General features: G+C 33.7%; 22 protein-coding genes. 11 read left to right on the top strand and 11 right to left on the bottom strand.

What is annotated here, in order from left to right; all coding sequences use genetic code 11:
• The first annotated feature begins 73 nt into the window (after positions 1-73).
• Positions 74-2,488: a zinc-dependent metalloprotease gene (locus AA088_RS10255; protein ID WP_046744884.1), complete on the top strand. Its 2,415-nt coding sequence runs from the start codon at positions 74-76 to the stop codon at positions 2,486-2,488.
• 40 nt (positions 2,489-2,528) lie between these two features.
• A complete protein-coding gene (locus AA088_RS10250; protein ID WP_046744948.1) occupies positions 2,529-3,551 on the top strand; it encodes a threonine aldolase family protein in 1,023 nt (340 codons plus the stop codon).
• Between the two features lie 47 nt (positions 3,552-3,598).
• On the opposite strand, the gene AA088_RS10245 is transcribed toward AA088_RS10250, so the two are convergent.
• Complete coding sequence (locus AA088_RS10245) at positions 3,599-3,928, bottom strand: YegP family protein (protein WP_046744883.1); 330 nt, start codon at positions 3,926-3,928, stop codon at positions 3,599-3,601.
• 251 nt (positions 3,929-4,179) lie between these two features.
• On the opposite strand from AA088_RS10245, the gene AA088_RS10240 reads away from it, so the two are divergent.
• Entirely contained in the window at positions 4,180-5,862 is a 1,683-nt protein-coding gene (locus AA088_RS10240) for an OmpA family protein (RefSeq protein WP_046744882.1), read from the top strand.
• Between the two features lie 76 nt (positions 5,863-5,938).
• Here AA088_RS10240 and AA088_RS10235 read toward each other — a convergent pair whose 3' ends face one another.
• Positions 5,939-6,199, bottom strand: coding sequence for a hypothetical protein (locus AA088_RS10235; RefSeq protein ID WP_046744881.1), 261 nt, complete (start codon positions 6,197-6,199; stop codon positions 5,939-5,941).
• 163 nt (positions 6,200-6,362) lie between these two features.
• Positions 6,363-6,686 carry a YbaB/EbfC family nucleoid-associated protein gene (locus AA088_RS10230; protein WP_046744880.1) on the bottom strand — a complete coding sequence of 108 codons (324 nt, stop codon included), beginning with the start codon at positions 6,684-6,686 and terminating at the stop codon, positions 6,363-6,365.
• A gap of 139 nt (positions 6,687-6,825) precedes the next feature.
• On the opposite strand from AA088_RS10230, the gene AA088_RS10225 reads away from it, so the two are divergent.
• The 7 genes from AA088_RS10225 (at position 6,826) to AA088_RS10195 (ending at position 18,135) form a co-directional block, all read left to right on the top strand.
• Positions 6,826-8,886 carry a S9 family peptidase gene (locus AA088_RS10225; RefSeq protein WP_394332089.1) on the top strand — a complete coding sequence of 687 codons (2,061 nt, stop codon included), beginning with the start codon at positions 6,826-6,828 and terminating at the stop codon, positions 8,884-8,886.
• Between the two features lie 84 nt (positions 8,887-8,970).
• Complete coding sequence (locus AA088_RS10220) at positions 8,971-10,011, top strand: PLP-dependent cysteine synthase family protein (RefSeq protein ID WP_046744878.1); 1,041 nt, start codon at positions 8,971-8,973, stop codon at positions 10,009-10,011.
• 228 nt (positions 10,012-10,239) lie between these two features.
• Positions 10,240-11,502 carry an aminotransferase class I/II-fold pyridoxal phosphate-dependent enzyme gene (locus AA088_RS10215; protein ID WP_046744877.1) on the top strand — a complete coding sequence of 421 codons (1,263 nt, stop codon included), beginning with the start codon at positions 10,240-10,242 and terminating at the stop codon, positions 11,500-11,502.
• Between the two features lie 381 nt (positions 11,503-11,883).
• The gene (locus AA088_RS10210) at positions 11,884-13,083 is read left to right on the top strand and encodes a DUF4856 domain-containing protein (protein ID WP_046744876.1); all 1,200 of its coding nucleotides are present in this window, start codon (positions 11,884-11,886) and stop codon (positions 13,081-13,083) included.
• A 106-nt stretch (positions 13,084-13,189) separates the two neighbouring features.
• Positions 13,190-14,299, top strand: coding sequence for an imelysin family protein (locus AA088_RS10205; RefSeq protein WP_046744875.1), 1,110 nt, complete (start codon positions 13,190-13,192; stop codon positions 14,297-14,299).
• Between the two features lie 61 nt (positions 14,300-14,360).
• Complete coding sequence (locus AA088_RS10200) at positions 14,361-15,728, top strand: HTTM domain-containing protein (protein ID WP_046744874.1); 1,368 nt, start codon at positions 14,361-14,363, stop codon at positions 15,726-15,728.
• A complete protein-coding gene (locus tag AA088_RS10195) occupies positions 15,709-18,135 on the top strand; it encodes a TonB-dependent receptor domain-containing protein (RefSeq protein ID WP_082106683.1) in 2,427 nt (808 codons plus the stop codon). Before AA088_RS10200 ends, AA088_RS10195 begins: the two co-directional genes overlap by 20 nt.
• A 70-nt stretch (positions 18,136-18,205) precedes the next feature.
• Here the strand turns inward: AA088_RS10195 and AA088_RS10190 are convergent, their stop codons facing one another.
• Entirely contained in the window at positions 18,206-19,027 is an 822-nt protein-coding gene (locus AA088_RS10190; protein WP_046744873.1) for a tetratricopeptide repeat protein, read from the bottom strand.
• On the bottom strand, positions 19,012-19,635 hold the full coding sequence (locus AA088_RS10185) for an RNA polymerase sigma factor (RefSeq protein WP_162199683.1): 624 nt from the start codon (positions 19,633-19,635) through the stop codon (positions 19,012-19,014). The genes AA088_RS10190 and AA088_RS10185 overlap by 16 nt, the downstream gene beginning before the upstream one ends.
• A 23-nt stretch (positions 19,636-19,658) precedes the next feature.
• Here AA088_RS10185 and AA088_RS10180 point away from each other — a divergent pair, with 23 nt between their 5' ends.
• A complete protein-coding gene (locus AA088_RS10180) occupies positions 19,659-20,597 on the top strand; it encodes an NAD-dependent epimerase/dehydratase family protein (RefSeq protein WP_046744871.1) in 939 nt (312 codons plus the stop codon).
• A 35-nt stretch (positions 20,598-20,632) separates the two neighbouring features.
• Here AA088_RS10180 and AA088_RS10175 read toward each other — a convergent pair whose 3' ends face one another.
• The 6 genes from AA088_RS10175 to AA088_RS10150 all read right to left on the bottom strand — a co-directional run bounded on the left by AA088_RS10175 (position 20,633) and on the right by AA088_RS10150 (position 26,489).
• Positions 20,633-22,264: an ArnT family glycosyltransferase gene (locus tag AA088_RS10175; protein ID WP_046744870.1), complete on the bottom strand. Its 1,632-nt coding sequence runs from the start codon at positions 22,262-22,264 to the stop codon at positions 20,633-20,635.
• A complete protein-coding gene (locus tag AA088_RS10170; protein WP_046744869.1) occupies positions 22,261-22,881 on the bottom strand; it encodes a lipid-A-disaccharide synthase N-terminal domain-containing protein in 621 nt (206 codons plus the stop codon). The genes AA088_RS10175 and AA088_RS10170 overlap by 4 nt, the downstream gene beginning before the upstream one ends.
• Positions 22,878-23,591: a glycosyltransferase gene (locus AA088_RS10165; protein ID WP_046744868.1), complete on the bottom strand. Its 714-nt coding sequence runs from the start codon at positions 23,589-23,591 to the stop codon at positions 22,878-22,880. The genes AA088_RS10170 and AA088_RS10165 overlap by 4 nt, the downstream gene beginning before the upstream one ends.
• Positions 23,592-23,688: 97 nt before the next feature.
• On the bottom strand, positions 23,689-24,162 hold the full coding sequence (locus tag AA088_RS10160; RefSeq protein WP_046744867.1) for a DUF6428 family protein: 474 nt from the start codon (positions 24,160-24,162) through the stop codon (positions 23,689-23,691).
• A 20-nt stretch (positions 24,163-24,182) separates the two neighbouring features.
• A complete protein-coding gene (locus tag AA088_RS10155; RefSeq protein WP_046744866.1) occupies positions 24,183-24,509 on the bottom strand; it encodes an ArsR/SmtB family transcription factor in 327 nt (108 codons plus the stop codon).
• A gap of 795 nt (positions 24,510-25,304) precedes the next feature.
• Positions 25,305-26,489, bottom strand: a complete 1,185-nt coding sequence (locus AA088_RS10150; RefSeq protein WP_046744865.1) for a class I SAM-dependent methyltransferase — start codon at positions 26,487-26,489, stop codon at positions 25,305-25,307.
• Positions 26,490-26,491: the final 2 nt, after the last annotated feature.

Here is a 26,491-nt window from a genome sequence, read left to right as displayed (position 1 = left end):
ACCAAGACAATTCTAACGATAACTTCAAAAAGTAATATGTCTTAGGTTTTTGCAACCTTAAAATCTAGTTCAGATGAAAGCATATATTTTTTTCATTTTCATTTCTTTAAGCAGTGTGTTGTGTTTTTCTCAAGAAAAAAGCAAGCAACATTTTAGGCAGCAATACAGTGGATTTTTTAATTTTTCTTATGAAGAGAAAACAGACAAGATATTTCTAGAGGTAGAAAAGCTGAATGAAGATTTTTTGTATGTGTATTCGCTAGCTAGTGGTATAGGTTCTAACGATATCGGATTGGACAGAGGGCAAATAGGCGATGGAGTGGTAGTACAATTTCAAAAAATGGGCAATAAGCTACTACTAATTCAGCCGAATTTACAATACCGTGCTAATACAACGAATGATCTTGAACGTAAAAGTGTAGAACAAGCATTTGCAAGATCGGTTTTATTTGGATTTCCAATTGTTTCAGAAAAAGATCAAAAATATACGATTGATTTGACCCCTTTTTTATTACAAGATACTCATGGAGTGATTGAAAGTTTAGCCAAATCGAAACAAGGAAAATACAAATTAGATACTACTAAAAGCGCTATTGCTTTAGAACGTGTAAAAGCATTTCCTAAAAATGTAGAGTTTGAAGCACTATTAACTTTTAACGGAGAACCAAAAGGAAATTATATAAAAAGTGTGACGCCAAATGCATCATTAGTATCTGTTATACAGCATCATTCGTTTGTAGAGTTGCCTGATAATCAATACCAGTCAAGAGTTTTTGATCCTCGTAGTGGCGCCATTAGTATTTCTTACTATGATTATGCTTCTCCTATTCAAGAACCTATGTTGAAGCGTTTTGTAACACGTCATCGGTTAGAAAAGAAAAATCCTAGAGCTAAAAAAAGTGAAGCAAAAAAACCTATTATTTATTACCTCGACCCTGGAACGCCTGAGCCTGTACGTTCTGCTTTATTAGATGGCGCACGTTGGTGGAATGAAGCATATGAGGAAATAGGTTATTCCAATGCTTTTCAAGTAAAAATGCTACCTAAAGACGCCGATCCAATGGATGTGCGTTATAATGTTATTCAATGGGTACACCGTTCTACAAGAGGTTGGAGTTATGGAGCAAGTGTAGTAGATCCTCGAACAGGAGAAATTATCAAAGGACATGTGAGTTTGGGAAGTTTACGTATTCGTCAAGATTTTTTGATCGCTCAAGCTCTGATGAATCAGCCCTTCGCGACCAATGATGCTAATTATGAACCTATGTTGCAAATGGCGCTGGCAAGAATTCGGCAATTATCGGCACATGAAGTAGGTCACACGATTGGTTTTGCGCATAATTTTGTAGCGAGTACCAACAATAGAAGTTCTGTAATGGATTATCCGCATCCTACAGTAAAAATTACAAATGGAAAAATTGATTTGTCGGAGGCATATGCTACCGGAATTGGTTTGTGGGATAAAGTAACTGTAGCCTATTCTTATGCAGAATTTCCTTCTGCGGAAGCTGAAAAAGAAGAATTGCAAAAAATATTAAGTGATGCATACAAAGCGGGACATCGTTTTATTTCAGATGCAGATGCACGGCCTGCTGGTGGTGCGCATGCCAAAGCACATTTGTGGGATAATGGAAAGAGTGCTTCAGAAGAATTGGAAAATGTATTGAGAGTACGTGAATTGGCGATTAAGAATTTCTCGAAAGAAAATATTCGCAGTTATGAACCGTATACGGTGTTGGAAGACGTGTTTGTGCCGTTGTATTTTTTTCATCGATACCAAACAGAAGCTACGTCTAAGTTGATTGGAGGATTAGAATATAATTACGCAACCAAAAATGATGGACAATTAATAGTGCAAACGGTTGATGCGAAGATGCAACGGGAAGCGTTGAAGGCAATATTAAAAACGATAGATGCCAAAACCTTAAAAATTCCTGAAGATAAACTGGCTTTATTTCCACCAAGAGCTTTTGGGTATGGTCGTTCTCGCGAATCGTTTAAAGGAAATACAGGAGTCGCTTTTGATGCTTTAGCTCCAGCAACAACAGCAAGCGATATGACTTTACGATTTTTATTTCATCCTGAGCGCATTGCACGATTACTTCAGCAAAAAAGCTTAAGTCCTAATCAGCTAGGTTTTGACGAAATGCTTCAAGAAGTATTGCAAAACACTATATATAAAACATATGCTAATTCATACGAAAGTCAGATTGGATTTGCAATAAATACAAATGTGCTAAAACACTTAATGAATTTAGTTCAACATGAGGCTTCTTCTCCAGCAGTTAAGGCGCAAAGTATTTATGCATTAAATAAGATAGAGAAAACAATCAAGTCAAGGAATTTTTTGGAAACAGAGAAGCCATATCAAGATTATTATTTAGAAACTATAGCTAGATTTAAAAAAAATCCTGAAAAGTTTGTTTTAGAAACATCTCCAAAAATTCCAGATGGTTCGCCAATTGGAACTGATAGTTGCGGATTTTAGATTTACAATTTATATTTACCAAAAACCCAAAAAGCAAAGAATGCGAATTAATTTAATAAGCGATACTGTTACTCGACCTACTTCAAAAATGTTAGAAGCGATGTTTGCAGCAAAAGTAGGTGATGATGTATTTAAAAAAGACGAATCTATCAATCATTTAGAGCAAAAAGTAGCAGAAATGTTTGGCAAAGAAGCGGCACTATTTTTTCCTAGTGGGACAATGGCCAATCAAACTGCGATTAAAATTCATACCAATCCAGGCGATCAAGTGATTTGCGATAAAGATGCTCATATATATAATTACGAAGGTGGCGGCGTAAGTTTTAATAGTGGGGCTTCTTGCAAATTGATTGATGGTCATCGTGGGATGTTTACAGCAGAACAAGCCAAAGCGGCAATCAATCCGCCAGACTTTTATCACAGTCCACTCACAGCCCTGATTGCTATAGAAAACACAGCCAATCGAGGAGGAGGCGCATGCTGGGATTTTCACGAAATAGAAAAAATTCATGCGGTTGCTCGAGCACATGGATTAGGTTTTCATTTGGATGGCGCACGATTGTGGAACGCATTGGTGGCAAAAGGAGAAACACCGGCACAGTATGGAAAACTGTTTGATACTATCTCGGTATGTTTATCAAAAGGGCTGGGTTGTCCTGTAGGATCTGTATTGTTGGGAGATGAAGAAACTATCCATAAAGCACTACGTATTCGTAAAATTTTGGGAGGCGGAATGCGCCAAGCAGGTTATTTAGCAGCTGCTGGAACATATGCATTAGATCATCATATGAATCGTTTGACAGAAGATCATGAAAAAGCAAAAGAGATTGGTAAAATACTTGAGAGTTTACCTTTTATTAAAAAAGTAGAACCGATTGAAACAAACATTATCATTTTTTATTTACAAGATGATATAGACGAACAAATGTTTTTGAAGAAACTTGAAAAGATGGGAATTGATTTAATTGGAATGGGAAGCGGGAAACTCCGAATAGTTACTCATTTGGATTATACAGCAGAAATGCACCAACAATTCTTAAAAAACATTCAAAAAGTGATATAAAAAAAAGCAGCTTCTTTAAGCTGCTTTTTTTATACATATTTTTGGGTTTATTCTGTTAAGTCTTTTACTTCTGCATTTGCTGCATTTTTCTTTACAGATTCAATACCGTTTTCCATTCCTGCTTCACTAGCGTACATTTGGCTACTTCCAATCACTTGTCCGTTTCCTGCTTTTAAATTGAAATGAAACTTTCCGTTCTTAGCGGTTTTACGTTCAAACTTACTATCATCAGATGAATTCTTTTTACAAGATTCAATACCATTCTTAGCACCGCTTTTGTCCTTATATCCTTCACTGGATAAGATAACTTGTCCGTTTTTTGCCTTTAAATTAAAGTAAAACTCATTGTTTTTTTCACTTCTAGAAATTTCAAACATAGGTAATAGAGATTTAATTAGTTGTAGTAAATATATCAAAAATATATCGTAAAAGAAATGGGTGACCGGGCAATTTTTAAAAGTTTTTACAGGATTTTTCCCCTCAAAATACATTTTAACGAAAAAAATTGAACTTAAACTAAATAATATGCTTGCATAATACTTTGTTTACACGAATTGATTTGCAAAAGAATAATTTCGTATCTTAATAAACACTAATAAGAACAATTAAATAATTAATCATTTAAGACATGAGAAAAAAACTAGTATTTGGTTTGGCCTTGATCACAGGATCTTTTGCCTTAGCTCAAGACTTACCAACAAATCCCGAACCTGGAAAATGTTATGTCCGATGTGTAACGCCTGATGTATATGAAAATCAGGAAGTACAAGTTATGGTATCTCCAGCGTACAAGACATTGAAAGTAGTACCAGCAAAGTATACTACAGAAAACGAAACTGTAGTTTCTAAAGTAGCAGGAGAAGAATTGACAGTGGTACCAGCAGAGTATGGTACTGAAACGTTTGAAGTAGTAACAAAAGAAGCTTCACAACGTTTGGTAAAAGTTCCTTCAGAAGTAAGTAGTGATACTGAAACTGTTGTGGTTAAAGAAGCAAGCTACCGATTAAAAGTAGTTCCTGCGGTATATGAAACAAGAACATTTGAAGTGGTAACAAGACCTGCATATCAAAAAGTAGAAATTGTACCAGCAGTATATGAAACTCGCGATGTAGTTATTACAGTAAAAGAAGCTTCTCAGCGTTTAGAAGTAATACCTGCTGAATGGGGAACTGAAACAATTACTTACAAAAAACGTGAATACGGTTCATCTGTAAGCGTAGTTCCTGCATCTTTTACAAGTGATTTTGAAACAGTTGAGGTTAAACCAGCTGCAGCAGAATGGCAAATGAGCGAAATCCCTCCTGCAGATTGTAACTCTTCAAACCCAGATGACTGTAGATATTGGTGTTACAAAGCGATTCCAGCTCAAAATGTTAGTATTCCGATTCAACGTTTAGCAGCAGACGCTTCATCGGTAAGAACTCCTGATTGTGATCCTAACAATAATGGAGGAAAACCATGTGGAGAAGGAACGTATACACGTACAATTATGGTAAAACCACCATCAACGCGTGTAATTACTATTCCTGCAGTTACAAAAACGGTAAAGAAAACGGTAATGGTAACGCCTCCTTCAACTCGTTTAATTGATGTTCCTGAAGAAAGAAAAACAATGAAACGTACAGTAATGGTAACTCCACCAACAACAGAAAGAGTTGAAATTCCAGCAGTAACAGAAACTGTAAAGAAAACGATTATTTCTAGTGAATCTACACGTTCAGAAGAAATTCCAGCAGTAAGTAAAACTTTTACAAAAACTGTAATGACAGCTGCTCCAAGTACTCGTACAATTCCAATTGCACAAAAAGAAACAACTTTAAAGACTACAAAATTAGTTGAAGATGCTCGTGTTGTTGAAACAGAAGTGCCTGCAGTATACAAAACAGTTACAAAAGAAGTATTGACCAAAAAAGGAGGTTTAACTACTTGGACAGAAGTTGATTGTAAATTCTTAACCTATAATGATTTGAACATCAATTGGAATTTAGGGAGTGCTACTTTAACTCCTGCAGCTAAGCGTGAGATTGATGAAAAGTTATTGCCAGTATTACAAACTGGAGTATCTGTAGAAATTGCTTCTCATACAGATTCTAGAGGAACAGCAGAAAGTAACGAAGCTTTATCGCAAAGAAGAGCGCAAGCAGTTACTAACTACTTAATTTCTAAAGGAATTAATGCTAGTAAGATTGTTTCTAATGGATACGGAGAAAGAAGATTATTAAACAGATGTAAAGATGGTGTTTCTTGTACAGAAAGAGAGCACTTACAAAACAGAAGAACACAGTTCAGAGTATTAGACCAAAAAAACTAAGACTCAAAAACCAATAATATATAAATAAAGAAAAATGGCAGCCAAAGGCTGCCATTTTTTTATGCATTGATAAGGATTAACTAGGCTTACACCAAAAAGTTTCTACACAATATCCTAAAGAACAAGATCCATAAAGGCTGTTGTCTGGACAATCTAATACATCTGCTGTTAAAGGGAGTGGTTCACCTGGATCATCTATAGGGCAATTACCATAAAGAAAAGATCTTAATATAGTCTCACAATATCCACCAGTTTCAGCTCCTCCGTTAATTTGATTCGTAAGATTTGAAATAGATTGTTTGGTAAGTTTTAGATTTTTTAAATTTCTTTTTTTCATACTAAAATGTTGTTAATGTTAAAATATGTTTAGTGTCGACAGACTAAACTTAGCATCATTTATAACAATAATTCTCAACAGATTTCTGAAAACACTTTCTCAATTGCTAAAACAAAAAAAAGCCATCATGTAGATGGCTTTTTTTATAGTCGGAATGTACTCTTTAAGAAAATAAATCCATGCCAGGAATAGTAGGCATGCCATCTTTAGCAACTGCAGCTACTTCAGTTTCATGAACTTCGCCTGCGCGTTTAAGGGCTTTATTTAGTGTTAAAATTAAATAGTCTTCCAATTGTTCTTTATCTTCCAATAACTCATCAGCGACTACAATCGATTTGATTTCTCGGTTTGCTGTAACGGTTACTTTTAGTAAGTTGTCAGAACTATTTTCATCAATTAACACTGTATGTAAACGCTGCTTCGTTTCTTCTACTTTTTGCTGGGTTTCTTTCAATTTACCCATCATTCCCATTAAATCTCCAAACATTATGTATATAATTAAAGGTTACTATTTACAAAATTATTAAATTGTGAGCTTTTAAAATATCTTTTATATGAAAAAAAGAGTTGTAATAGCTCTGATTGGTTTCGCACTTTTAAATTCTTGTAATACGCATACTACTAACATGAAAGAAACGATTACAGCACCTACTGCTGCTAAAAAGGCTACCAAGCTTGAAAAACATGGTGATGTCAGAATTGATAACTATTACTGGCTAAACGACAGAGAAAACCCTGAGGTAATCTCATATTTAGAAGCTGAAAACGCTTATAATGAAGCAATGACAGCACATACGGAAAATTTTCAAAAAGATTTATTTGAAGAAATGAAAGGAAGAATCAAAGAAGATGATTCTTCTGTTCCATACAAATTGAATGGATACTGGTACATTCGTCGTTATGAAGAAGGAAAAGGATATCCAATTTATTCCAGAAAAAAAGGAAGCTTAGATGCGCCTGAAGAAATCATGTTTGATGTCAATAAAATGGCAGAAGGACATCCGTATTATCGACTAACAGGAATAAGCGTTAGCCCAGATAACAAACTCGTTGCTTTTGGTGTAGATACAGTTAGTAGAAGGCAATACACTATACATATTAAAAATCTAGAAACAGGAGAAATTTATCAAGAAGCAATTGCAAATACAACAGGTAGTGCAACTTGGGCTGCGGATAATAAAACATTATTTTATGCCAATAAAGATGAGCAAACACTGCGATCTGAAAAAATATACAAACACAAACTTGGAGATGATGTAAACAACGATCAAGAAATTTTTCATGAAGAAGATGAAACTTTTGTCACTTTTGTTTATAAAACCAAATCACGAAAATATATTGTAATTGGATCATACAGTACATTAACTTCAGAATACAGAATCTTAGAAGCAGATAATCCTGATGGAGAGTTTCGAGTTTTCCAAGAGCGTGTTCGAGGTCTCGAATATGGTATTTCTCATTACGATGATCATTTTTACGTATTGAATAATAAAGATGCTTCAATTAATTTTAAGTTATCTAAAACACCAGAAAACAAGACACAAATGGAACATTGGGAAGACATCATCCCACACCGTCCAGATGTATTGTTGGAAGATACAGATATCTTTAAAAACTATTTAGTATTAAGTGAACGAAGTAATGGTCTTAATAAATTGCGAATAATTCGTTGGGATGGAACCGAAGATTATTACTTGCCATTTGATAACGAAACGTACACAGCCAATACAACTTCAAATGTAGATTTTGATACGGATATATTGCGTTATTCCTACAATTCAATGACTACGCCAGCTTCTGTGATTGATTTCAATATGAAAACAAAAGAAAAAGAAGTAAAAAAAGAGCAAGAGGTTTTGGGAGGAACGTTTGATAAAAACAATTACATTTCTGAACGACTTTGGGCAACTTCAAGAGATGGGACTAAAATTCCAATGTCAGTTGTTTACCGAAAAGGAATTAAAAAAGATGGAACAAATCCACTTTTACAATATGCGTATGGTTCGTATGGTTCTACAATTGATCCATATTTTTCCTCTGTTCGATTAAGTCTTTTAGATAGAGGTTTTATTTATGTAATTGCGCATGTGCGTGGAGGAGAATATCTTGGAAGAAATTGGTATGATGAAGGAAAATTAATGGATAAGAAAAATACGTTTACCGATTTTATAGACTGTTCCAAATACCTTATTGAGCAAAAATATACCTCTCCAGAACATTTATATGCTTCGGGAGGAAGTGCCGGCGGATTACTAATGGGAGCAATTGTTAATATGAATCCAGAATTGTACAATGGAGTTATAGCTGCGGTTCCTTTTGTAGATGTTGTAACCACTATGTTAGATGATAGTATTCCTTTAACGACAGGAGAATATGATGAGTGGGGAAATCCTAACAATAAAGAATATTATGAGTACATGAAGTCGTATTCACCTTATGACAATGTAGAAGCAAAAGCGTATCCGAACATGTTAGTGACAACAGGATTACATGATTCGCAAGTACAATATTGGGAGCCAGCGAAGTGGGTTGCAAAGCTACGAGAAATGAAAACAGATAATAATATTTTACTATTGCACACCAATATGGATGCAGGTCACGGAGGCGCGTCTGGACGTTTTGAAGCCCTAAAAGAAGTGGCTGAAGAATACGCGTTTTTACTGGACTTAGAAAATATAAAAGAGTAATTAAAAAATTTAACTTAAATTTGCAAGGTTTTGCGTAATTTCAAAACTTACAAAAAATAACCCTGTACCAACTTAATAGTTTTTATGGAACAACAAATTAATGCTTTTGATAATGTACTCGAACTTATCGGAAATACACCTTTAATCAAGTTAAATCATATAACTAAAAATATCAAAGGAAATTTCTATGCAAAAGTTGAGGCATTCAATCCAGGACATTCAACAAAAGATAGAATCGCTTTATATATCATTGAAGAAGCAGAAAAAAAAGGAATCATCAAACCTGGTGATACAATAATAGAAACTACTTCTGGAAACACAGGCTTTAGTATTGCAATGGTAAGTATCATTAAAGGATACGAATGTATATTAGCAGTAAGTTCTAAATCTTCCAAAGATAAAATTGATATGTTGCGTTCAATGGGAGCAAAAGTATATGTATGTCCAGCACATGTTAGCGCCGATGATCCACGATCATACTATCAAGTAGCCAAACGAATTCATGAAGAAACTAAAGGATCTGTGTATATCAATCAGTATTTCAATGAACTGAATATTGATGCACATTACAACAGTACGGGACCAGAAATTTGGAAACAAACAAATGGAGCAATTACCCACTTTGTAGCTTGTAGTGGAACAGGAGGAACTATTTCAGGAACCGCAAAATATTTAAAAGAACAAAATCCTAACATTCGAGTATTAGGAGTTGATGCATATGGTTCCGTCTTGAAAAAATATCACGAAACTAGAGAGTTTGATGCTGAAGAAATTTACCCGTACCGAATTGAAGGTTTAGGAAAAAACCTAATTCCTACGGCAACTGACTTTGACGTTATCGATAAATTTGTAAAAGTTAAAGACGAAGAAAGCGCCCATAAAGCTCGTGAAATATCTAAAACAGAAGGTCTTTTTGTTGGATATACTAGCGGAGCTGCAATGCAAGCCATCGAACAATTAGCCGAAGAAGGAGAATTTGATGAAAACAGCAATGTTATTGTGATTTTCCCAGATCATGGTTCACGATATATGAGCAAAGTATACAGTGATGAATGGATGAGTGCACAAGGATTTTTTGATAGTAAAAATATTGAAGAAGCTCAAAAAATAGAATATATTAAATAAACAATTTTAATATAACATGCTAAAAAGCAGTATACTAATAAGTATGCTGCTTTTTTTATAATACATAAAAAATACCGCAACAAATTCTTAAAAAAATTGGTAAAACAACATAAAAGAATAATTATTATGATTGGCTCGTAAAAATATTTATTTTTGCGGTTGAAGTTTTCTAAAAAAACTTCCTATATTACAAAAACCCGAATTGATACAATAGATAAACTTAGATAGATGAAGGATTTATTTGCTAAAATATACAAGGATAAAGGACCACTAGGAAAATGGGCATCACAAGCAGAAGGATATTTTGTTTTTCCAAAATTAGAAGGCGAAATTTCAAACCGTATGAAGTTTCAAGGAAAAGATGTCATTACGTGGAGTATCAATGACTATCTAGGCTTAGCCAATCATCCTGAAGTTCGTAAAGTTGATGCAGAAGCAGCAGCACAATATGGTTCTGCTTACCCTATGGGAGCACGAATGATGTCTGGACACACTGATTTACACGAACAATTGCAAAATGAATTGGCTGCATTCGTAGGAAAAGAAGCTTCCTACTTATTAAATTTCGGGTATCAAGGAATGGTTTCTACAGTGGATGCATTAGTTTCTAAAGATGATATTATTGTATATGATGTAGATTCACACGCATGTATTATTGATGGTGTGCGTTTACACATGGGAAAACGTTTTACGTTTAAACACAATGACATTGAAAGTTTAGAAAAAAATCTTGAAAGAGCCACTAAAATGGCAGAGCAAACTGGAGGTGGAATTTTAGTAATCTCCGAAGGTGTTTTTGGTATGCGTGGAGAACAAGGAAAGCTGAAAGAAATAGTAGCCCTTAAGAAAAAATTCAATTTCCGCTTATTTGTAGATGATGCACACGGTTTTGGAACATTAGGAGAAACAGGAGCAGGAGCAGGACAAGAACAAGGAGTGCAAGATGAGATTGATGTGTATTTTGCTACATTCGCCAAATCAATGGCTAGTACAGGAGCATTCATCGCGGCAGACAAAGAAATTATTGACTACTTAAAATACAACTTGCGTTCACAAATGTTTGCCAAATCATTACAAATGCAATTGGTGGTTGGTGCTCTAAAGCGTTTGGATATGTTGCGCACCATGCCAGAATTAAAACAAAACCTTTGGAAGATTGTAAACGCTTTACAAAGCGGACTTAAAGAACGCGGATTTGATATAGGTACAACCCAAAGTTGTGTTACACCTGTATACTTAAAAGGAAGTATCCCAGAAGCAATGGCTTTGGTAAAAGATTTACGTGAAAATCATGGAATCTTTTGTTCAATCGTAGTATACCCTGTAATTCCAAAAGGATTAATTCTATTAAGAATGATTCCAACCGCATCACATACCTTACAAGATGTTGAAGAAACTTTGGAAGCCTTTTCAGCCATTCGTTCTCGTTTAGAAGATGGAACCTACAAAAGATTATCTGCTAAATTGATGGCCGCAATGGGTGAATCATAGATTTATTCAAAAAAAGATATAAATAAAAAATCCCTGTAACCAATTGCGTTACAGGGATTTTTTTATGATGTTACTATAATATCGGGTCAATTTTTGAGCGGTTTCTATAGCTTTTTTCATTGTTACATCATTTTGATTGATGAATGATTGTATGTGTAAGAGATACAAGAATAATGCTGCTTCATAAATTGATTTTCAATCAATTATCTTTTCAAATTAACTATAAATAAAGATGTTACTATTTAAAACGTTGAAAATTAATTCATTGGATATTTTTTTATCATTTTAATTAAGATTAAGTCTAAATAAAATTTGTAATTTCAGAATCCAATAATATATTTGCACCGTTAAATAACAATACAAAAAACAAACTATCAAAAAATGAAAAAGATATTCGTAGGTTTACTAGCGGTTTCAAGTATAGCTTTCACAGCTTGTTCAGACGATGACACTAGAATTATTAACATTAATGAAGTAACGGCTCCTGCTACATATGCGTTTAGTAGAAATGGAAATTCTACTGTAGATTACAATGGACAAACAACTCGAATCCTAATGGGCGAAGAATTCATTACGGCTTTAAAAGACAATACAAAAACAGAAGCTGACCTTGATGGAATGTTTGCGCATGTAGAAGGGGATAACGATTTTAGCGCTGCCAACTTGAATGCTTCTGACAAAAATATTCGCAGTAAAACAGCAGCTTCAACTGACTATTTTTCGGCGAATACTACCGATGCCAATGCAATCAAAGCTGACTTTGATACTTGGATTTCGGCTCAAGTTTCTGAAGTGTTTCCAGCTTGGGCAACAACAGCAACAGCAGGTAATCCTGGAAATTTACAAGAAGCTGGTGGTGGATCTACACGTTATATTAGTGGAAAAGGATTGGAATACAATCAAGCGGTCAATAAATCTCTAATTGGAGCTTTAATGGTTGACCAAATGTTAAACAACTATTTAAGTATTTCTGTATTAGATGCTGGTACAAATAGAGCTGATAATGATGCAGGAATACTTGCAGAGGGCAAACCATACACAAATATGGAGCACAAATGGGACGAAGCATTTGGATATTTGTACGGAACAGACAATGCAACGGCTCCATTATTAAATGAAGATAATTTTTTGAATAAATACTTATCAAGAGTTGAAAATGATGCAGATTTTGCTGGAATTGCTTCTGACGTTTACGAAGCATTCAAATTGGGTCGTGCAGCGATCGTAGCTAAAAATTATGAAGTTCGTGACGCGCAAGCCAACATCATCAGGGAAAAAATATCTGAAGTTATAGGAATTCGTGCGGTATACTATTTGCAAAGAGGAAAAGCTGTATTGACTACTGATAGAGCTGCTGCATTTCATGATCTTTCAGAAGGATTTGGATTTATTTATAGCTTACAATTCACACGTAAACCAGGTACTAATGAACCTTACTTTACCAAAACTGAGGTTGACGGATTCATTGCACAATTAATGGAAGGAAATGGATTTTGGGATGTTACACCGGCCACATTAGACGAAATTTCTGAAGCAATAGCTGTAGAATTTAACTTTACAATTGCACAAGCTTCAAACTAGAAAAAATTATTTAGAATTAGTTTAAAAAAGTAGTCAATGTATTAGGATGGCATTGACTACTTTTTTATTTTTGCAACGTTTATTTAGAATAAATAGAAATAAGAAGATGATGAAGAAAATTTTTTCAGTATTAGTATTGACTTTATTTATTGTAGCTTGTAGTTCTAGTGATGATACACCTACAACACCTAATGGCGGTGAGTCTTTTGACAGAGCAGGCATGCTTCGAAACTTAGCAGACAATCTTATAATTCCTGCTTATCAAGATCTCAGCACAAAATTAAATGCATTGGGAACTTCTAAAGACAATTTTGTTGCAACACCTAATCAAACAAATCTTGATGCATTACGGTCAGATTGGTTAACAGCATACAAGGCATGGCAACATGTAGAAATGTTCAATATTGGAAAAGCAGAAGAAATTCTATATCACTTTCAGATGAATATCTATCCTGTAAGTACAACAGATGTTGAAAACAATATTGCTAATGGAAACTACGATCTTACACATCCTAATAATAATGATGCAGTAGGTTTTCCTGCATTAGATTATATGTTATACGGAATCGCAGCTACAGATGTCGATATTATTGAAAAATATGATACTAATGCAGATGCGAGTAAATATAAAAACTACTTATCTGACCTTATAGACCAAATGAAATTGCTTACACAAGAAGTTGTAAGCGATTGGACTACTGTGTATAGAGATATTTTTGTGGCAGGAACTTCAAACACTGCGACTAGCGCAGCTAATAAATTCGTAAATGACTTTATTTTCTATTATGAAAAAGGATTGCGAGCAAACAAAATTGGAATTCCAGCAGGAAACTTTTCTACAACACCATTGCCAGAAAAAGTAGAAGCATTTTACAATCAAGAAGTATCTAAAGAGTTAGCTATAGAAGCATTAAATGCTGTACAAAATGTTTTCAATGGAACACAATTTGGAGGAAGTGCCACTGGAGAAAGCTTTAAAACATACTTAACATTTTTGGACAGAGTAGAATTGGCTACAATGATTAATAACCAGTTCAACACAGCTCGGGGAAAAATTCAAGAATTAAACGCCAATTTTTATACTCAGGTCAATACAGATAACACGAAAATGACACAAGCATACGATGCGTTACAAGCGGGGGTTATTCTGTTAAAAGTAGACATGCTACAAGCGTTCAACATAAGTGTTGATTATGTAGATGCAGATGGTGACTAAAAATTTGAAACAATAAAAAATACAGGTTGTCGTATGTTGACAACCTTTTTTTATGTATTGCATGAATCGTTTCCTAACATATATTCAACAACAAACCAATGCAGCTCCTTTGGCTGTTTTTCGTGTTGGTTTTGGAGTAATGATGTGTTATGGAATCATTCGTTTTTGGGTACATGGTTGGATAGAAAGCATTTATTTAGATCCAAAATTCCATTTTTCATATTATGGCTTTGAATGGGTACAACCTATCGGGGAGTATACCTATCTAATTTTTGCTATATGTGGGTTGTCTGCATTATTTGTTGCGCTAGGATTAAAATATCGCTTAGCAATCGTCACATTTTTTCTCAGTTTTACATATATCGAACTGATGGAAAAAACAACCTATCTCAATCATTACTATTTTATCAGTATTTTGAGTTTCTTGATGATTTTTCTTCCAGCAAATGCAACGTTTTCAGTTGATAATTTGATACGAAAAAAACGCTATCAACACATTCCACGTTGGACGATTGATGCAATTAAGCTCCTTTTAGGAATTGTCTATTTTTACGCAGGTTTGGCAAAAATAAACTCTGATTGGTTATTCAAAGCGCAACCATTAAAAATTTGGCTGCCTTCTAAATATGATCTACCGTTTATAGGAAATACTTTAATGCAACAAGATTGGTTTCATTACGCCATGAGTTGGTCAGGAATGTTATATGATTTGTGCATTCCGTTTTTATTACTTTATAGAAAAACACGATTATTTGCCTTTGCACTCGTCGTATTTTTTCATGTTTTCACACGTGTATTATTTCCTATTGGAATGTTTCCTTTTGTAATGATTGTTGGAACATTGATCTTTTTTGATGCTGGTTTTCACGAAAAAGTAATCGCTTTTATTAAAACGATTTTACATCGTTTTTTAAACATCAATACAACAGTTATTGATACAATTTCTACTTATAAAATTGCCTATACTAATTTTATAATTCCATTAGTGGTTACGTTTTTTACCATTCAACTCCTATTTCCGTTTAGATATTTGTTATATCCTGGTGAATTATTCTGGACCGAACAAGGCTATCGTTTCTCATGGCGTGTTATGCTAATGGAAAAAATGGGGAATACAACATTTAAAATTATAGACAAAAAGACTGGTGCTTTTTTCTATGTAAATAATGGAGACTTTCTCACACCGTTACAAGAAAAGCAAATGAGCTTTCAACCCGATTTTATTCTCGAATATGCACATTATTTGGGAAATCATTTTACGAGTCAAGGACATGAAAATGTAGGAGTATATGTAGAAAGTTACGTGGCACTAAACGGACGTTTGAGTCAGCCATTTATCGATAAAAACGTCGATTTATATCAACAAAAAGAATCATTCAAACATAAACATTGGATTTTACCATTTAACGATGAAATTAAAGGATTTTAGCATACTTAGTATACTTTGTTTGTTCAGTATTTCCCTTGCTGCACAACAAAAAATTTCTGGAACAGTAATTTCTGCTACAACAAATCAACCAATTGCAGATGTAGCAATTTATGATGCAGGTTCTGGAAAATTAGCAGCAACAAATGAATCGGGTTATTACGAATTTGTGACAGAAGAAAAAAAGTTGACAGTAATTTTCTTTTCTTATGAATTTGAAGTTTTTGAAAAACAACTCACAGTTGCACAAGACATGCTGCTTAACGTAACATTAAATCCGCTAGGAGAACAACTCTCTGAAGTGCAATTGAATGTACGTAAAAAGAAAGTATTTGCTCTCAAACGTTTAAAAGATGTGGAAGAAACTGCCATCTATGCAGGAAAAAAAACAGAAGTTGTTTTAGTAGAGCAGTCAATGGCAAATTTGGCGTCAAACAATGCGCGACAAATTTATAGTCAAGTAGTTGGATTGAATATATATCAAAATGATGATGCTGGTTTGCAATTAAATATAGGCGGTAGAGGATTAGATCCTAATAGAACAGCAAATTTTAATACACGTCAAAATGGTTATGATATCAGTGCAGATGTGTTGGGATATCCAGAAAGTTATTATTCGCCACCAGCAGAAGGATTACAAGAAATTCAAATTATCCGTGGTGCAGCATCTTTGCAATACGGAACACAATTTGGCGGACTGGTCAATTTTGTGATGAAAAAACCAAATCAAGCCAAACCTTTCGAATTCATTACTAGAAATACCATTGGTAGCAATAACTTGTTTACAAATTTTACGAGTGTTAGTGGAACAAGTGGAAAATTTAGTTACTATTCATTTTTTAATTACAAAAAAGGAGATGGATTTCGTCCTAACTCCGAATTTGAATCTAAAAATGCGTATGTTCATTTAGGATATCAATTAAGTGATCAAACCAAAGTAGAAGCAGAAGTAACCTATTTGCGTTATCTAGCAAAACAAGGAGGCGGATTGACTGATGCTATGTTTGCAGACAATCCTTTTCAAAGCAATCGTGAACGCAATTGGTTTCAAATTGATTGGTTGTTGTATAACGTGAAATTTGCACATCAATTTTCGGATGACACCAACTTTACATTTAACTTTTTTGGACTAAATGCCTCTAGAAATGCTCTTGGATTCCGTAGCAATCGTGTGAATCAAGTTGATCCAGGTGTTGAACGTGATTTGATTAAAGGAGATTTTAATAATTTTGGATTTGAAACTCGTCTTGTAAGTAAATATGAAGTTTTTGGAAAAGAAGCGACATTCTTAGTCGGGTCAAAATTCTATAAGGCAGACAATACGGGACAACAAGGTCCAGGTTCTGCGGGAAGTGATCCTAATTTTGAATTCCAATTAGACGATTATCCCAATTACCCAAATCAATCGGCTTACGATTATCCAAATTTGAATATTGCAGTTTTTGGAGAGAATATTTTTTATGTAAATGATAAATTATCAATTACACCAGGTTTTCGTTTTGAACACATTAAAACTGAAAGTGATGGGTTTTTTAAACGAATCAATACAGATGCAGCCGGAAACGTAATATTGAATGAAACAGTAGACAATAGTGAAGTGCGTGAACGTTCTTTTGTGCTTCTCGGGTTAGGAGCGAGTTACAAACCGACAAAATCAATAGAAATCTATGGAAATGTATCACAAAACTATCGTTCGGTAACGTTTACAGATATTAGTATTATCAATCCTGCGTTTGCAATTAGCCCAACCATTGACGACGAAAAAGGAATGACAATTGACTTAGGTTTGCGTGGAAATTACAACAATAAAATCTCGTATGATATTGGTGCTTTTGGATTGTTTTACAATGACCGAATTGGTTTTATTCAACGTGCATTTGCCGATGGAAGTGTGAAGAGCGAACGTGGCAATATTGGAAACGCAGTCATGTATGGAATTGAGTCTTTGGTAGATTTCAACCTGAACGAATTGTTTCTCAAAAATGAAGAATATAGCTTTAATTATTTTATCAATGTTGCTTTGACCGATTCAAAGTATACTGATTCGCAAGAAAATGGCGTAGAAGGGAACAAGGTAGAATTTGTACCCAATGTGAATTTAAAAACAGGGTTGCTATTTGGGTATAAAAACTTACTATCAAACATTCAGTATACATATATCTCACAACAATTTACAGATGCGTCCAATGCGGTAGAAAGTAACTTGAGTGGTGTAATTGGGGAAATTCCAGCCTACGATATTTTAGATATTTCGCTGTCATATACGTATAAAAATTTCAAACTTGAAACTGGAATTAATAATGTGTTGGATAATGAATATTTTACGCGTCGTGCTACAGGATATCCAGGTCCCGGAATCATTCCGTCCAACAACCGGAACTTTTATGCAACCTTGCAGGTAAAGTTTTAAATATTTGTGTTTGAAATTTTAAAAAACGAAAGCAGTAAAGTTAGATAAAACTGTACTTTAAACCTCTTTGCTAATCTAGTTTACGTACTAATATTTTAGCTTTTTGATAGTTGAAATCGTCAGGGTTATCCGTGTTTTTTTGTAGCGCTTTGATGGCATTTTCTTTGTCGTTCATTTTGAGATATATCATGGCTTCGTACCAAGTCCCTTGAGAACTAATCAGAGAATTTTCCAAGTTTGCCAATTGTTGAAATGTAGCGATTGCTTTTTTGTTTTCATCTAGTTTATCATAACACGCACCTAAATACAATACACTATACGGATACAGTTCATCAGTGGCTTCAATTGTGCTAAAAAGTGCCACCGCTTCTGTATAATTACCTCGTTTAAAAGCTATTTCTGCATTAGAGAAAGTATTTTTTGGCTGACTTTTTTCTATAAAAGAAGGCAATTCTTCCCAGTTTACATATTGATTATAATACGTAGCATATGAATTAACACTTTGAAAAAAATAGATTGTCACAAATAATATAATCATTCCGGCAATGCCAAAGTAACGATAATACTTTTGAATAGGTTTTACTTTCGTTTTTTGATTAAAATATACTTTTTCTGCTTTTCGGATATTTATAGATAAATCTTGATATTCTTTACTACGCAATTTAGCTTTCAATACATTGATTTCAGAACGGTTCAAATTGTCTTTAAATAGCGAATAATCTTCCGAATTATCAAATGTTTCATATAATCCTATTTGTAAGCGCAATTCATTTCGTAATTCTTCATCAGAAGCTAAATTTTCTTCAAATTGTTGGCGTTCGATACCAGTCATTTTGCCTTTTAAATAGCGTTCTAGATCTTCTAAAAGTTTTTCGGTTAGTTTTGAAGCCATTGCTTTATTTTTTGATATGTTTGATCTTCTTTAATTAATTTAATTAGTTTTGCTCGACACTTAAATACGCGCTGTCGTACCGTATTTATCGAGGCATAGGCGTATTCTGCAGCCAATTCTTCATAACTCAATCCGTTAAAATAACTACTTAAAATTTCTTTGCAATTTTCAGAAAGTTCGTCGAATTTTTTTATATAAAAATCGTGCATTTGTTGTTCAAGTATAAACGTACTTAATTCTTCTTCTTTATCTGTAAGGGTAATTGAATCGTTTTTTATTACCTGATTTTTTAAACTTCTTTTCCAGATATTTTTGCAAACCACAAAAAGATACGCTTCAAACGATTTAATTTCCGTTCTTTTTTCTTTTTGTGTCACAATAATATACAGTAATCCGTCGTGAAAAACATCCGAAGCATCTTGAGAATCGCCTCTGTTTTTTAATACATACGCTTGCACTTTAGGAAATAATTTGGTGTAAATTTCTAGTGTAACTTTTTCATTTCCAGTTATAAGACCTGTAATAAATCTTTCACTATCTTCCATAAAACTACTGATGATTAAAAAAATAAACAAGGCATTCCATAAATTATTTATACTTTTATGCATCAAATACATTACCCAAGCTATTAATGAAGATACTTATCACAGGAATCGCCGGATTTATCGGTTCGCATGTTGCAGAACATTTACATGAATTAGGACACGAAGTAGTCGGAATAGATAACTTCTCAGATTATTATCCAATAGCTTTAAAAACGGAAAATGCAAAAGTACTAACTACTAAAGGAATTCAAATTATAAAGGCTGATTTACGCGAAAGTTCTGCTACGTATGAGTTGCCAAATGATGTTGAATATATATTTCACTTTGCAGCACAACCTGGTATTGCGGCAACTTCTACTTTTCATGATTACTTAACTAATAATGTAATTGCAACACAGCATTTGCTCTCTTATGCTTTAGCTCAAAATTCACTTCGGATGTTTGTAAATATTGGAACTTCGTCTATTTACGGACTCAATGCCACTTTTCCCGAAACAGTAGCGCCAAAACCTGCTTCACATTATGGGGTAACCAAATTGGCAGCAGAGCAATTGGTTTTATGTAGTTCTAGGCTTAATCAGTTGAAATCGTGTTCTTTACGATTGTATTCGGTATATGGTTCACGGGAGCGACCAGACAAGCTGTTTACCAAATTATTAGATTGCGGATTGAATGGTAAAAAATTTCCATTATTTGAAGGAAGTTTATCTCATTTACGAAGTTTTACTCATGTGAGTGATATTGTAAAAGGAATTGTAAGCGTTATTGGAAAGGAATCTATTTGTAATGGAGAAATTTTCAATATTGGGACTGAAGCAGAATATACTACACAACAAGGTGTTGATGCTGTAGAGAAATTAGTAAACACTACCATTGAATTTGAACATTTGCCACCGCGTTCAGGAGATCAACAACGAACCAAAGCCAATATTGACAAAGCAAGAAGACTTCTAAATTACAATCCGACAGTATCGCTTGAAGAAGGTGTTGCTGAGCAACTTACTTGGTTTCAATCTCTTAAATAGCTGAATTCAATTGCGAATTTAAAAACAATACGACATTAATTTTGTTCAATTAAATACATTTCAGTTCGTAAACGATCTTTATATCCACTATTTTCAGCATTTACCGGATTCAAATCGTAGGTTCGCATGTACATAATCTTTGCGTTAGGAAAAGCTTTCTGCAAACTTTTCTTAGCACCAATCATAATGAGAGCTTTAAATTTTGTTTCTTCTGGAGTTTTTAAATCATGACTATGTAGCAGCGGAATTTTTTGTCCATAATCCCATACCAATTCAGGGGACTGAATATTAAACATATATACAGGAATGTTTTCTTCAATAGTTTCTTGTGGAATTGTAGCCAATGATTTATATGCAGGATTGTCTAAAAAAGAATTTGCCAATGGAAAACCAAAAGTAATGGCAGACATTAAAAAGGCAATAATTAGATAAAAAACCAATTGTATTTTTCGTTGAATCAAATATTTAAGGATAAAAATACCAATCAAAAACAAAACGAATGAAGTCAAAAAGAACGGTGTGTAAAAACCTGTAAGCTTTTCTTTTAAAAATACATAGCCAGCAATAGGAAACGCAATACCTACGATTCCAATCAATCCAAAATTGAGATATACTGGAATACGTTCTACATTTTTCATAGTTGTTTTGAAACTTTCAAAAACATATGTAATATAAAAGCTTGTCGTGTATGCTAATGGTATGAGAACAGGCAGTAAATATCGCGATTTTTTTTCTGGTATAATAGACAATAAGATTACAGCAAAAAGTGTCCAGAACAGGCTAAATTTATACGCTTTTAAGTTCTTTACACGTGATTTTAAGTACGGATATAACAAACTTACAAAGGCTACGACTGTCCAAACTCCTGACTGTACAAAGAAACTCCAATAATAATAAAATGGCCGCACATTACGATCTTTCCAAGCTGTCGTTTCCTTTTCTGCAATTGCTTTGGCTGTTTCTCCATCAAAAGTATTAATGTACAATGGCCACCAAACAGACAAAATAATAGCAATAAGTACTAATACAATCAATGGAACCCATTTTTGCTTAAAATTAGAATAGTGATATACTATGCTATACGAAATAATGAATGGTAAAAATAAAGCAAAGTGAGAAACGGGACCTTTACTCATAAAAGATAAACCGATAAATGTTCCTGCCAGAAGCGCATTACGCCAAATCGTTTCATTGCTAGAAAAGAATTGAAAAATATAATAAATTCCAATAATCATAAAGCCGTGCGCAAAAATATCCCACGTACCATTTCGACCAGCAAATATGAGGTAAAATGATGTTGCTAACACAAGCGCATTAATAAAAGCTTGTTTTTTATCTTTTAAAAAGTAAATACCAAATCGATAGGAAAAAAATACAAGCACCAATGTAATAATTGCAGAAGGAATTCGTAAAGCAGCCAAACTTTTGAAACTTACCAACATCCCAGCAATTGCAGCTAACCAAGTAGGAAGTGGAGGTTTCTCGTAGCGAGGTTCGCCGTTCATAGTGGTTAATAACCAATGATCATCTGTAACCATTTCACGCGCAGTAATAAAATTTCGAGCTTCCATGATGTTGGGATATAATACATCCAAGTTCATGAAAAAAATAAAGAAACAGACAATGATTAATATCCAGACGTAATTTTTTTCGTGTAGTAAGTTCATGATTGATTTCTTAAAAGCATCATATTTCGAACATACGTAATTATTCCAAAAATATGACCTGCAATTAGTATTGGATCTTTCCTAAAAACAGCATACGTAAAAATTAAACTTGCTCCAAGTAAGCTTAACATCCAAAACCCTAAAGGTAAACTAGATTGTTTTTGTTTTTCAGAATAAATCCATTGATAAATAAAACGTAAGGTAAAAATAATTTGCCCAACAATTCCCAACACAAACAACCAATCTGCAATAGCTTCATTATTGAATAAGTTGTATAAATCTTGTTTGTTATTGTTATACCCAATGATAATTATGATTAAAGGAAAAATCAATATAAAATTGCGAACAAATCGATGCATCCTTCGCCATTCTCCTTGTAATTGCATATTTCTCACATAAATGAAATAAGTAAGCATTTGACCAAGCATAATAGCAAAGTCGTTTCGAAGATAACCGTAAACAAAGAGTAAAAAGGAAGCAATTAAACTAAGTTTCCAAAACAGAGAAGGTGTCAATACCTTTTTATTTCGTTCAGAAATGATCCATTGTAACAGTGTTCTGGCTGAAAATAATAGTTGAGCAATAGCGCCAATTCCGTAAATGAGCCAAGTCATCATCCTTTTTTAGCTATCGAATAGTTGATGTACTTCTTTTTCATCCAAACATACGCAAAACAGTCCATTAAAGGACCTAATAAACGATTCCATAATCCGTATTTGGCTTGCCCAGCAATTCGAGGAAAATGTTGTACAGGCACTTGCTTTACTTTTCCTTCTTGAAGAAGAATCATAGCAGGTAAAAAACGATGCAATCCTTTAAACATAGGAATTCGTTTAGCATAGTCAGTTTTTATAATTTTCAACGGACAGCCTGTGTCGTCCATACCGTCACTAGTAAATGCACGGCGAATACCATTTGCTATCTTTGATGACATATTTTTTACAAATGAATCCTTCCTATTAGCTCGAACACCTGTAACTAAATCGTATGCATCAATATGTTCTAGCAACAAGTTAAAATCGCTAGGAGTCGTTTGTAAATCCGAATCAATATAGCCAACCAGACTGGTTTGTGTCTCGTCAAAACCAGCTTTAATAGCAGCACTTAATCCACGGTTTTCAGCAAAAGAAACATAATTAAAAATAGGACTGTCTAAACAGATTTTTTCAATCATTTCTTGACTTTTATCCTTTGATCCATCGTTCACAAAAAGTACTTGTACAGGGATAGGAGCCGATTGAGCGTAAGCAGTAAGCTCTTTTTCAACTCTTTCTAAATTATCTTCTTCGTTATATACAGGAACGACGATAGTAAGTGCTTTGTCCATTTGAAAAAACTTTGTGGCTTTATAGCATATAATTTGCGCCAAAGGTATAGTTTTTTTGTAATATCGACTCTACAGAAAAGAATTTAATAACAACTACTTAGCAACAACCCGAATCAGGATTACAACAAGCGTTCATATTTGCTTGCAAGTCTGAAAGTTTCATTTTAGGCTTTTGGGTTGGAATTCCGCAGGCATCTTTCGCTAAGCAATCCGTTTGCTTTTGAGTGAGTACAAAATGCCCATTTTTAAAATCAAGACCATATTTTCCAATAGTTTCTGCTTGATATTCTACTTCAACTTCCAAATCTTCAATACCTAAAACTTCCTCAGAAAGTTTAATGATATTCAATAGTTTAGCAGGTTCCAAGTGGTGATCTATATCATCTGCAGACCATAACTGAAAATTAACCAATCGTTCAGTACGAACAGTTCCACCACAATCAATAAAATGTTTAGAAACTTTTCCAACTTCAGTAACATGAAAATGACTTTCAACTTTTTGTGAGTTAGGTAAATAAAAATCTAAAGTTTCTAGATGTGCTAACTGTTTTTTTACTTCTGATAATTTCATAATTGTTTATTTTATAGTGACTAACACTTTTTAGAGGTTGTTATTGAATGTGTAATTGTACGTAAATGCTCTAGTACTTCGTTCCATTTTTTTAAGTTGATACAATAGCAAATATTCTTACCTGTTATTTCTCCTTGTATTAGACCTACTTTTTTAAGTTCTGATAAATGTCTCGAAATAGTAGGTTGTGCTAAAGGCAGTTCCATCACAATGTCGTTACAAATACATGATGGACTTTTGGCTAAAAATGCCATAATAGACAAACGTGCAGGATGTCCTAATGCCTTTAAAATTTCTGCCATAGAATTGATTTCTTCTGAAAATCCTATTGTTTTTGTTATTCCCATATTGCAATATTAGAATATATTATTTAATTTTTAATTCTTTTTAATGTTAAAATTTAATAAAAAAGGGAGAAAATGTAGAAAAAGAAAGGGAGGCCCTACCATAAACCTCCCTTCTGTGTTGTATTTGCATACAACTATAAAAATTCGACATCGAATTTTTAAACTTACTGCTTAGTTAACGTGTATTATTATGGCTTACTAAATAATACTGAGTAAAAATATATTGTTTTCTATGATGTAAGTCTGACTATACTTGGTGATTGAGCCTATAAAACTATTGAATCCTTTATATAAAAAAGTCAAATTTTAACGCCATTCTATAAACTCCCCATTTCATCGTTCAACGTTCTTTATTGTAGGTTTTTTCTTTATATAAAAACTATTTAATTTGTTTATAAAGCTGTAAAAAAGCATGTGTTAAAAGACAAAAAGGCCGTATCATCCATAATAGGTGATACGGCTTTAAGTATCGTTAATTACTAGTTACCTAAAAGGATATTCAAACTTAGGAAATGTGTTGTAGTTCTGTATCTGGCGAAAAAGAAAAAATAAGAGAATCGTTGAAACGTCAAATTTGCCGACAGAAAACAGATAATGAGAGAAAAATCGAAATAGTAATAGAAAAGCGGTCTTTATAAAAGAAGTAAGGGGAACTTTTATCAAGTTCCCCAAAGTATAGTGGATTCCCCTAAATCCCTAAAACTGTATTGCATGTACCAAAAGTATGCAGAACTCTCTATTATGTGATAAGGTGACATATTATAAAAGCTACGGTAAAACCGTAAAAGCGTTTTCTTACACTTTTTTACAGTAGATCACGACTTTTTGATTTGTATGTAAGGTTGTGAAAAACAAGAAGTTATCACTTCCATCCGCAATGGACAATTTTTTTCTAATCGTCGCTACAGATTCTGGAAAATTTCGAGTCGTAATATTTGCTTTACTTATACCCAGTTCCTTTTTGATTACTTTTTTTGAGTAAGGAAGTATTTTTACTATTTCAAAGCGCCTTCCTGGAAAAGAAATTAGTGTTTGAGAAGTGTATAAATGTGAATGCTGGTGCAGTTTTTTTAAAGAGTATTTTTTTGCAACACTTGAAAACCCTCCAGCTTTCATTATAGCTGCATTGGGCTCGTATAGATATTGTTGCGGAAAATTGTATGTAACTTCAGTATTGCTTTCTTCTGAAAAGTGAAAACTAAATTCTTCCTGTTTGTCTTGTATTAAGTTTACAGTCTGAATTCGTACATCTGTGGTTTGTTTGTTTTTATTTACTACCCAAATCAATTCTTTTACTTCATTTTGCAATGCTACAACGTGAACTTCATTAACATTTGATAAGGCACGTAATCCATTAGTAATATCTAATAGAGGAGATGTTTTAATAAGTAGGGTAGTTGCTTTTTCGAGTAATAGGTTTTGATATGTTACTACGTCTGGCAAACAATCTTCTAAAAGGAATACTTTTCCTTTAGCTTCGTTTCTACGTGACGGATCAACATACAAACAATCATAAGTCTGTTTGTTTTTTTGTATATATTCAATTCCGTCTGAATGTACCGTTTTTATATTAGAAACTCCTAGTACCTTATAATTATGAGCAACAATTTGCGATAACTGTAAAGAGATTTCGCAGTGCGTTACATGGTCAAAATGTTTTGAGAAAGCCAAACAATCTACACCAAAACCACCAGTAATATCAATGAATTGGCTTCCTTGAACCAAGCTCGCTTTGTAAGCAGCCGTTTTTTCAGAGGAAGTCTGTTCAATATTTAATTTGTTTGGGTAGTAAATATTTTTAGTAGAAAACCATGTAGGCAGCTTTTTTTTACAACGAACTTTGGCTTCAATTTGCTCTAAGATTTCTGTAAAAGCAATACCATTTAGTTCTTTGTACTTTAAGAGAAGTTTGGTCGGATTGTCGTACAAATGTTCTTCAATGAATTGTTGAATCTCAGGTGTCAGAATTGCTTCGTTCAAAA

Source organism: Kordia zhangzhouensis, from assembly GCF_001005305.1.
GTDB lineage: Bacteria > Bacteroidota > Bacteroidia > Flavobacteriales > Flavobacteriaceae > Kordia > Kordia zhangzhouensis.
The sequence above is the reverse complement of the archived record's forward strand: the minus strand, read 5'-3'. Positions and strand labels throughout refer to the sequence as shown.

Excerpts from the sequence above, each read along its gene's own strand:
- AA088_RS10255 (WP_046744884.1), top strand. The coding sequence starts at position 74 with ATGAAAGCATATATTTTTTTCATTTTCATTTCTTTAAGCAGTGTGTTG.
- AA088_RS10250 (WP_046744948.1), top strand. The coding sequence starts at position 2,529 with ATGCGAATTAATTTAATAAGCGATACTGTTACTCGACCTACTTCAAAA.
- AA088_RS10245 (WP_046744883.1), bottom strand. The coding sequence starts at position 3,928 with ATGTTTGAAATTTCTAGAAGTGAAAAAAACAATGAGTTTTACTTTAAT.
- AA088_RS10240 (WP_046744882.1), top strand. The coding sequence starts at position 4,180 with ATGAGAAAAAAACTAGTATTTGGTTTGGCCTTGATCACAGGATCTTTT.
- AA088_RS10235 (WP_046744881.1), bottom strand. The coding sequence starts at position 6,199 with ATGAAAAAAAGAAATTTAAAAAATCTAAAACTTACCAAACAATCTATT.
- AA088_RS10230 (WP_046744880.1), bottom strand. The coding sequence starts at position 6,686 with ATGTTTGGAGATTTAATGGGAATGATGGGTAAATTGAAAGAAACCCAG.
- AA088_RS10225 (WP_394332089.1), top strand. The coding sequence starts at position 6,826 with ATGAAAGAAACGATTACAGCACCTACTGCTGCTAAAAAGGCTACCAAG.
- AA088_RS10220 (WP_046744878.1), top strand. The coding sequence starts at position 8,971 with ATGGAACAACAAATTAATGCTTTTGATAATGTACTCGAACTTATCGGA.
- AA088_RS10215 (WP_046744877.1), top strand. The coding sequence starts at position 10,240 with ATGAAGGATTTATTTGCTAAAATATACAAGGATAAAGGACCACTAGGA.
- AA088_RS10210 (WP_046744876.1), top strand. The coding sequence starts at position 11,884 with ATGAAAAAGATATTCGTAGGTTTACTAGCGGTTTCAAGTATAGCTTTC.
- AA088_RS10205 (WP_046744875.1), top strand. The coding sequence starts at position 13,190 with ATGATGAAGAAAATTTTTTCAGTATTAGTATTGACTTTATTTATTGTA.
- AA088_RS10200 (WP_046744874.1), top strand. The coding sequence starts at position 14,361 with ATGAATCGTTTCCTAACATATATTCAACAACAAACCAATGCAGCTCCT.
- AA088_RS10195 (WP_082106683.1), top strand. The coding sequence starts at position 15,709 with ATGAAATTAAAGGATTTTAGCATACTTAGTATACTTTGTTTGTTCAGT.
- AA088_RS10190 (WP_046744873.1), bottom strand. The coding sequence starts at position 19,027 with ATGGCTTCAAAACTAACCGAAAAACTTTTAGAAGATCTAGAACGCTAT.
- AA088_RS10185 (WP_162199683.1), bottom strand. The coding sequence starts at position 19,635 with ATGCATAAAAGTATAAATAATTTATGGAATGCCTTGTTTATTTTTTTA.
- AA088_RS10180 (WP_046744871.1), top strand. The coding sequence starts at position 19,659 with ATGAAGATACTTATCACAGGAATCGCCGGATTTATCGGTTCGCATGTT.
- AA088_RS10175 (WP_046744870.1), bottom strand. The coding sequence starts at position 22,264 with ATGAACTTACTACACGAAAAAAATTACGTCTGGATATTAATCATTGTC.
- AA088_RS10170 (WP_046744869.1), bottom strand. The coding sequence starts at position 22,881 with ATGATGACTTGGCTCATTTACGGAATTGGCGCTATTGCTCAACTATTA.
- AA088_RS10165 (WP_046744868.1), bottom strand. The coding sequence starts at position 23,591 with ATGGACAAAGCACTTACTATCGTCGTTCCTGTATATAACGAAGAAGAT.
- AA088_RS10160 (WP_046744867.1), bottom strand. The coding sequence starts at position 24,162 with ATGAAATTATCAGAAGTAAAAAAACAGTTAGCACATCTAGAAACTTTA.
- AA088_RS10155 (WP_046744866.1), bottom strand. The coding sequence starts at position 24,509 with ATGGGAATAACAAAAACAATAGGATTTTCAGAAGAAATCAATTCTATG.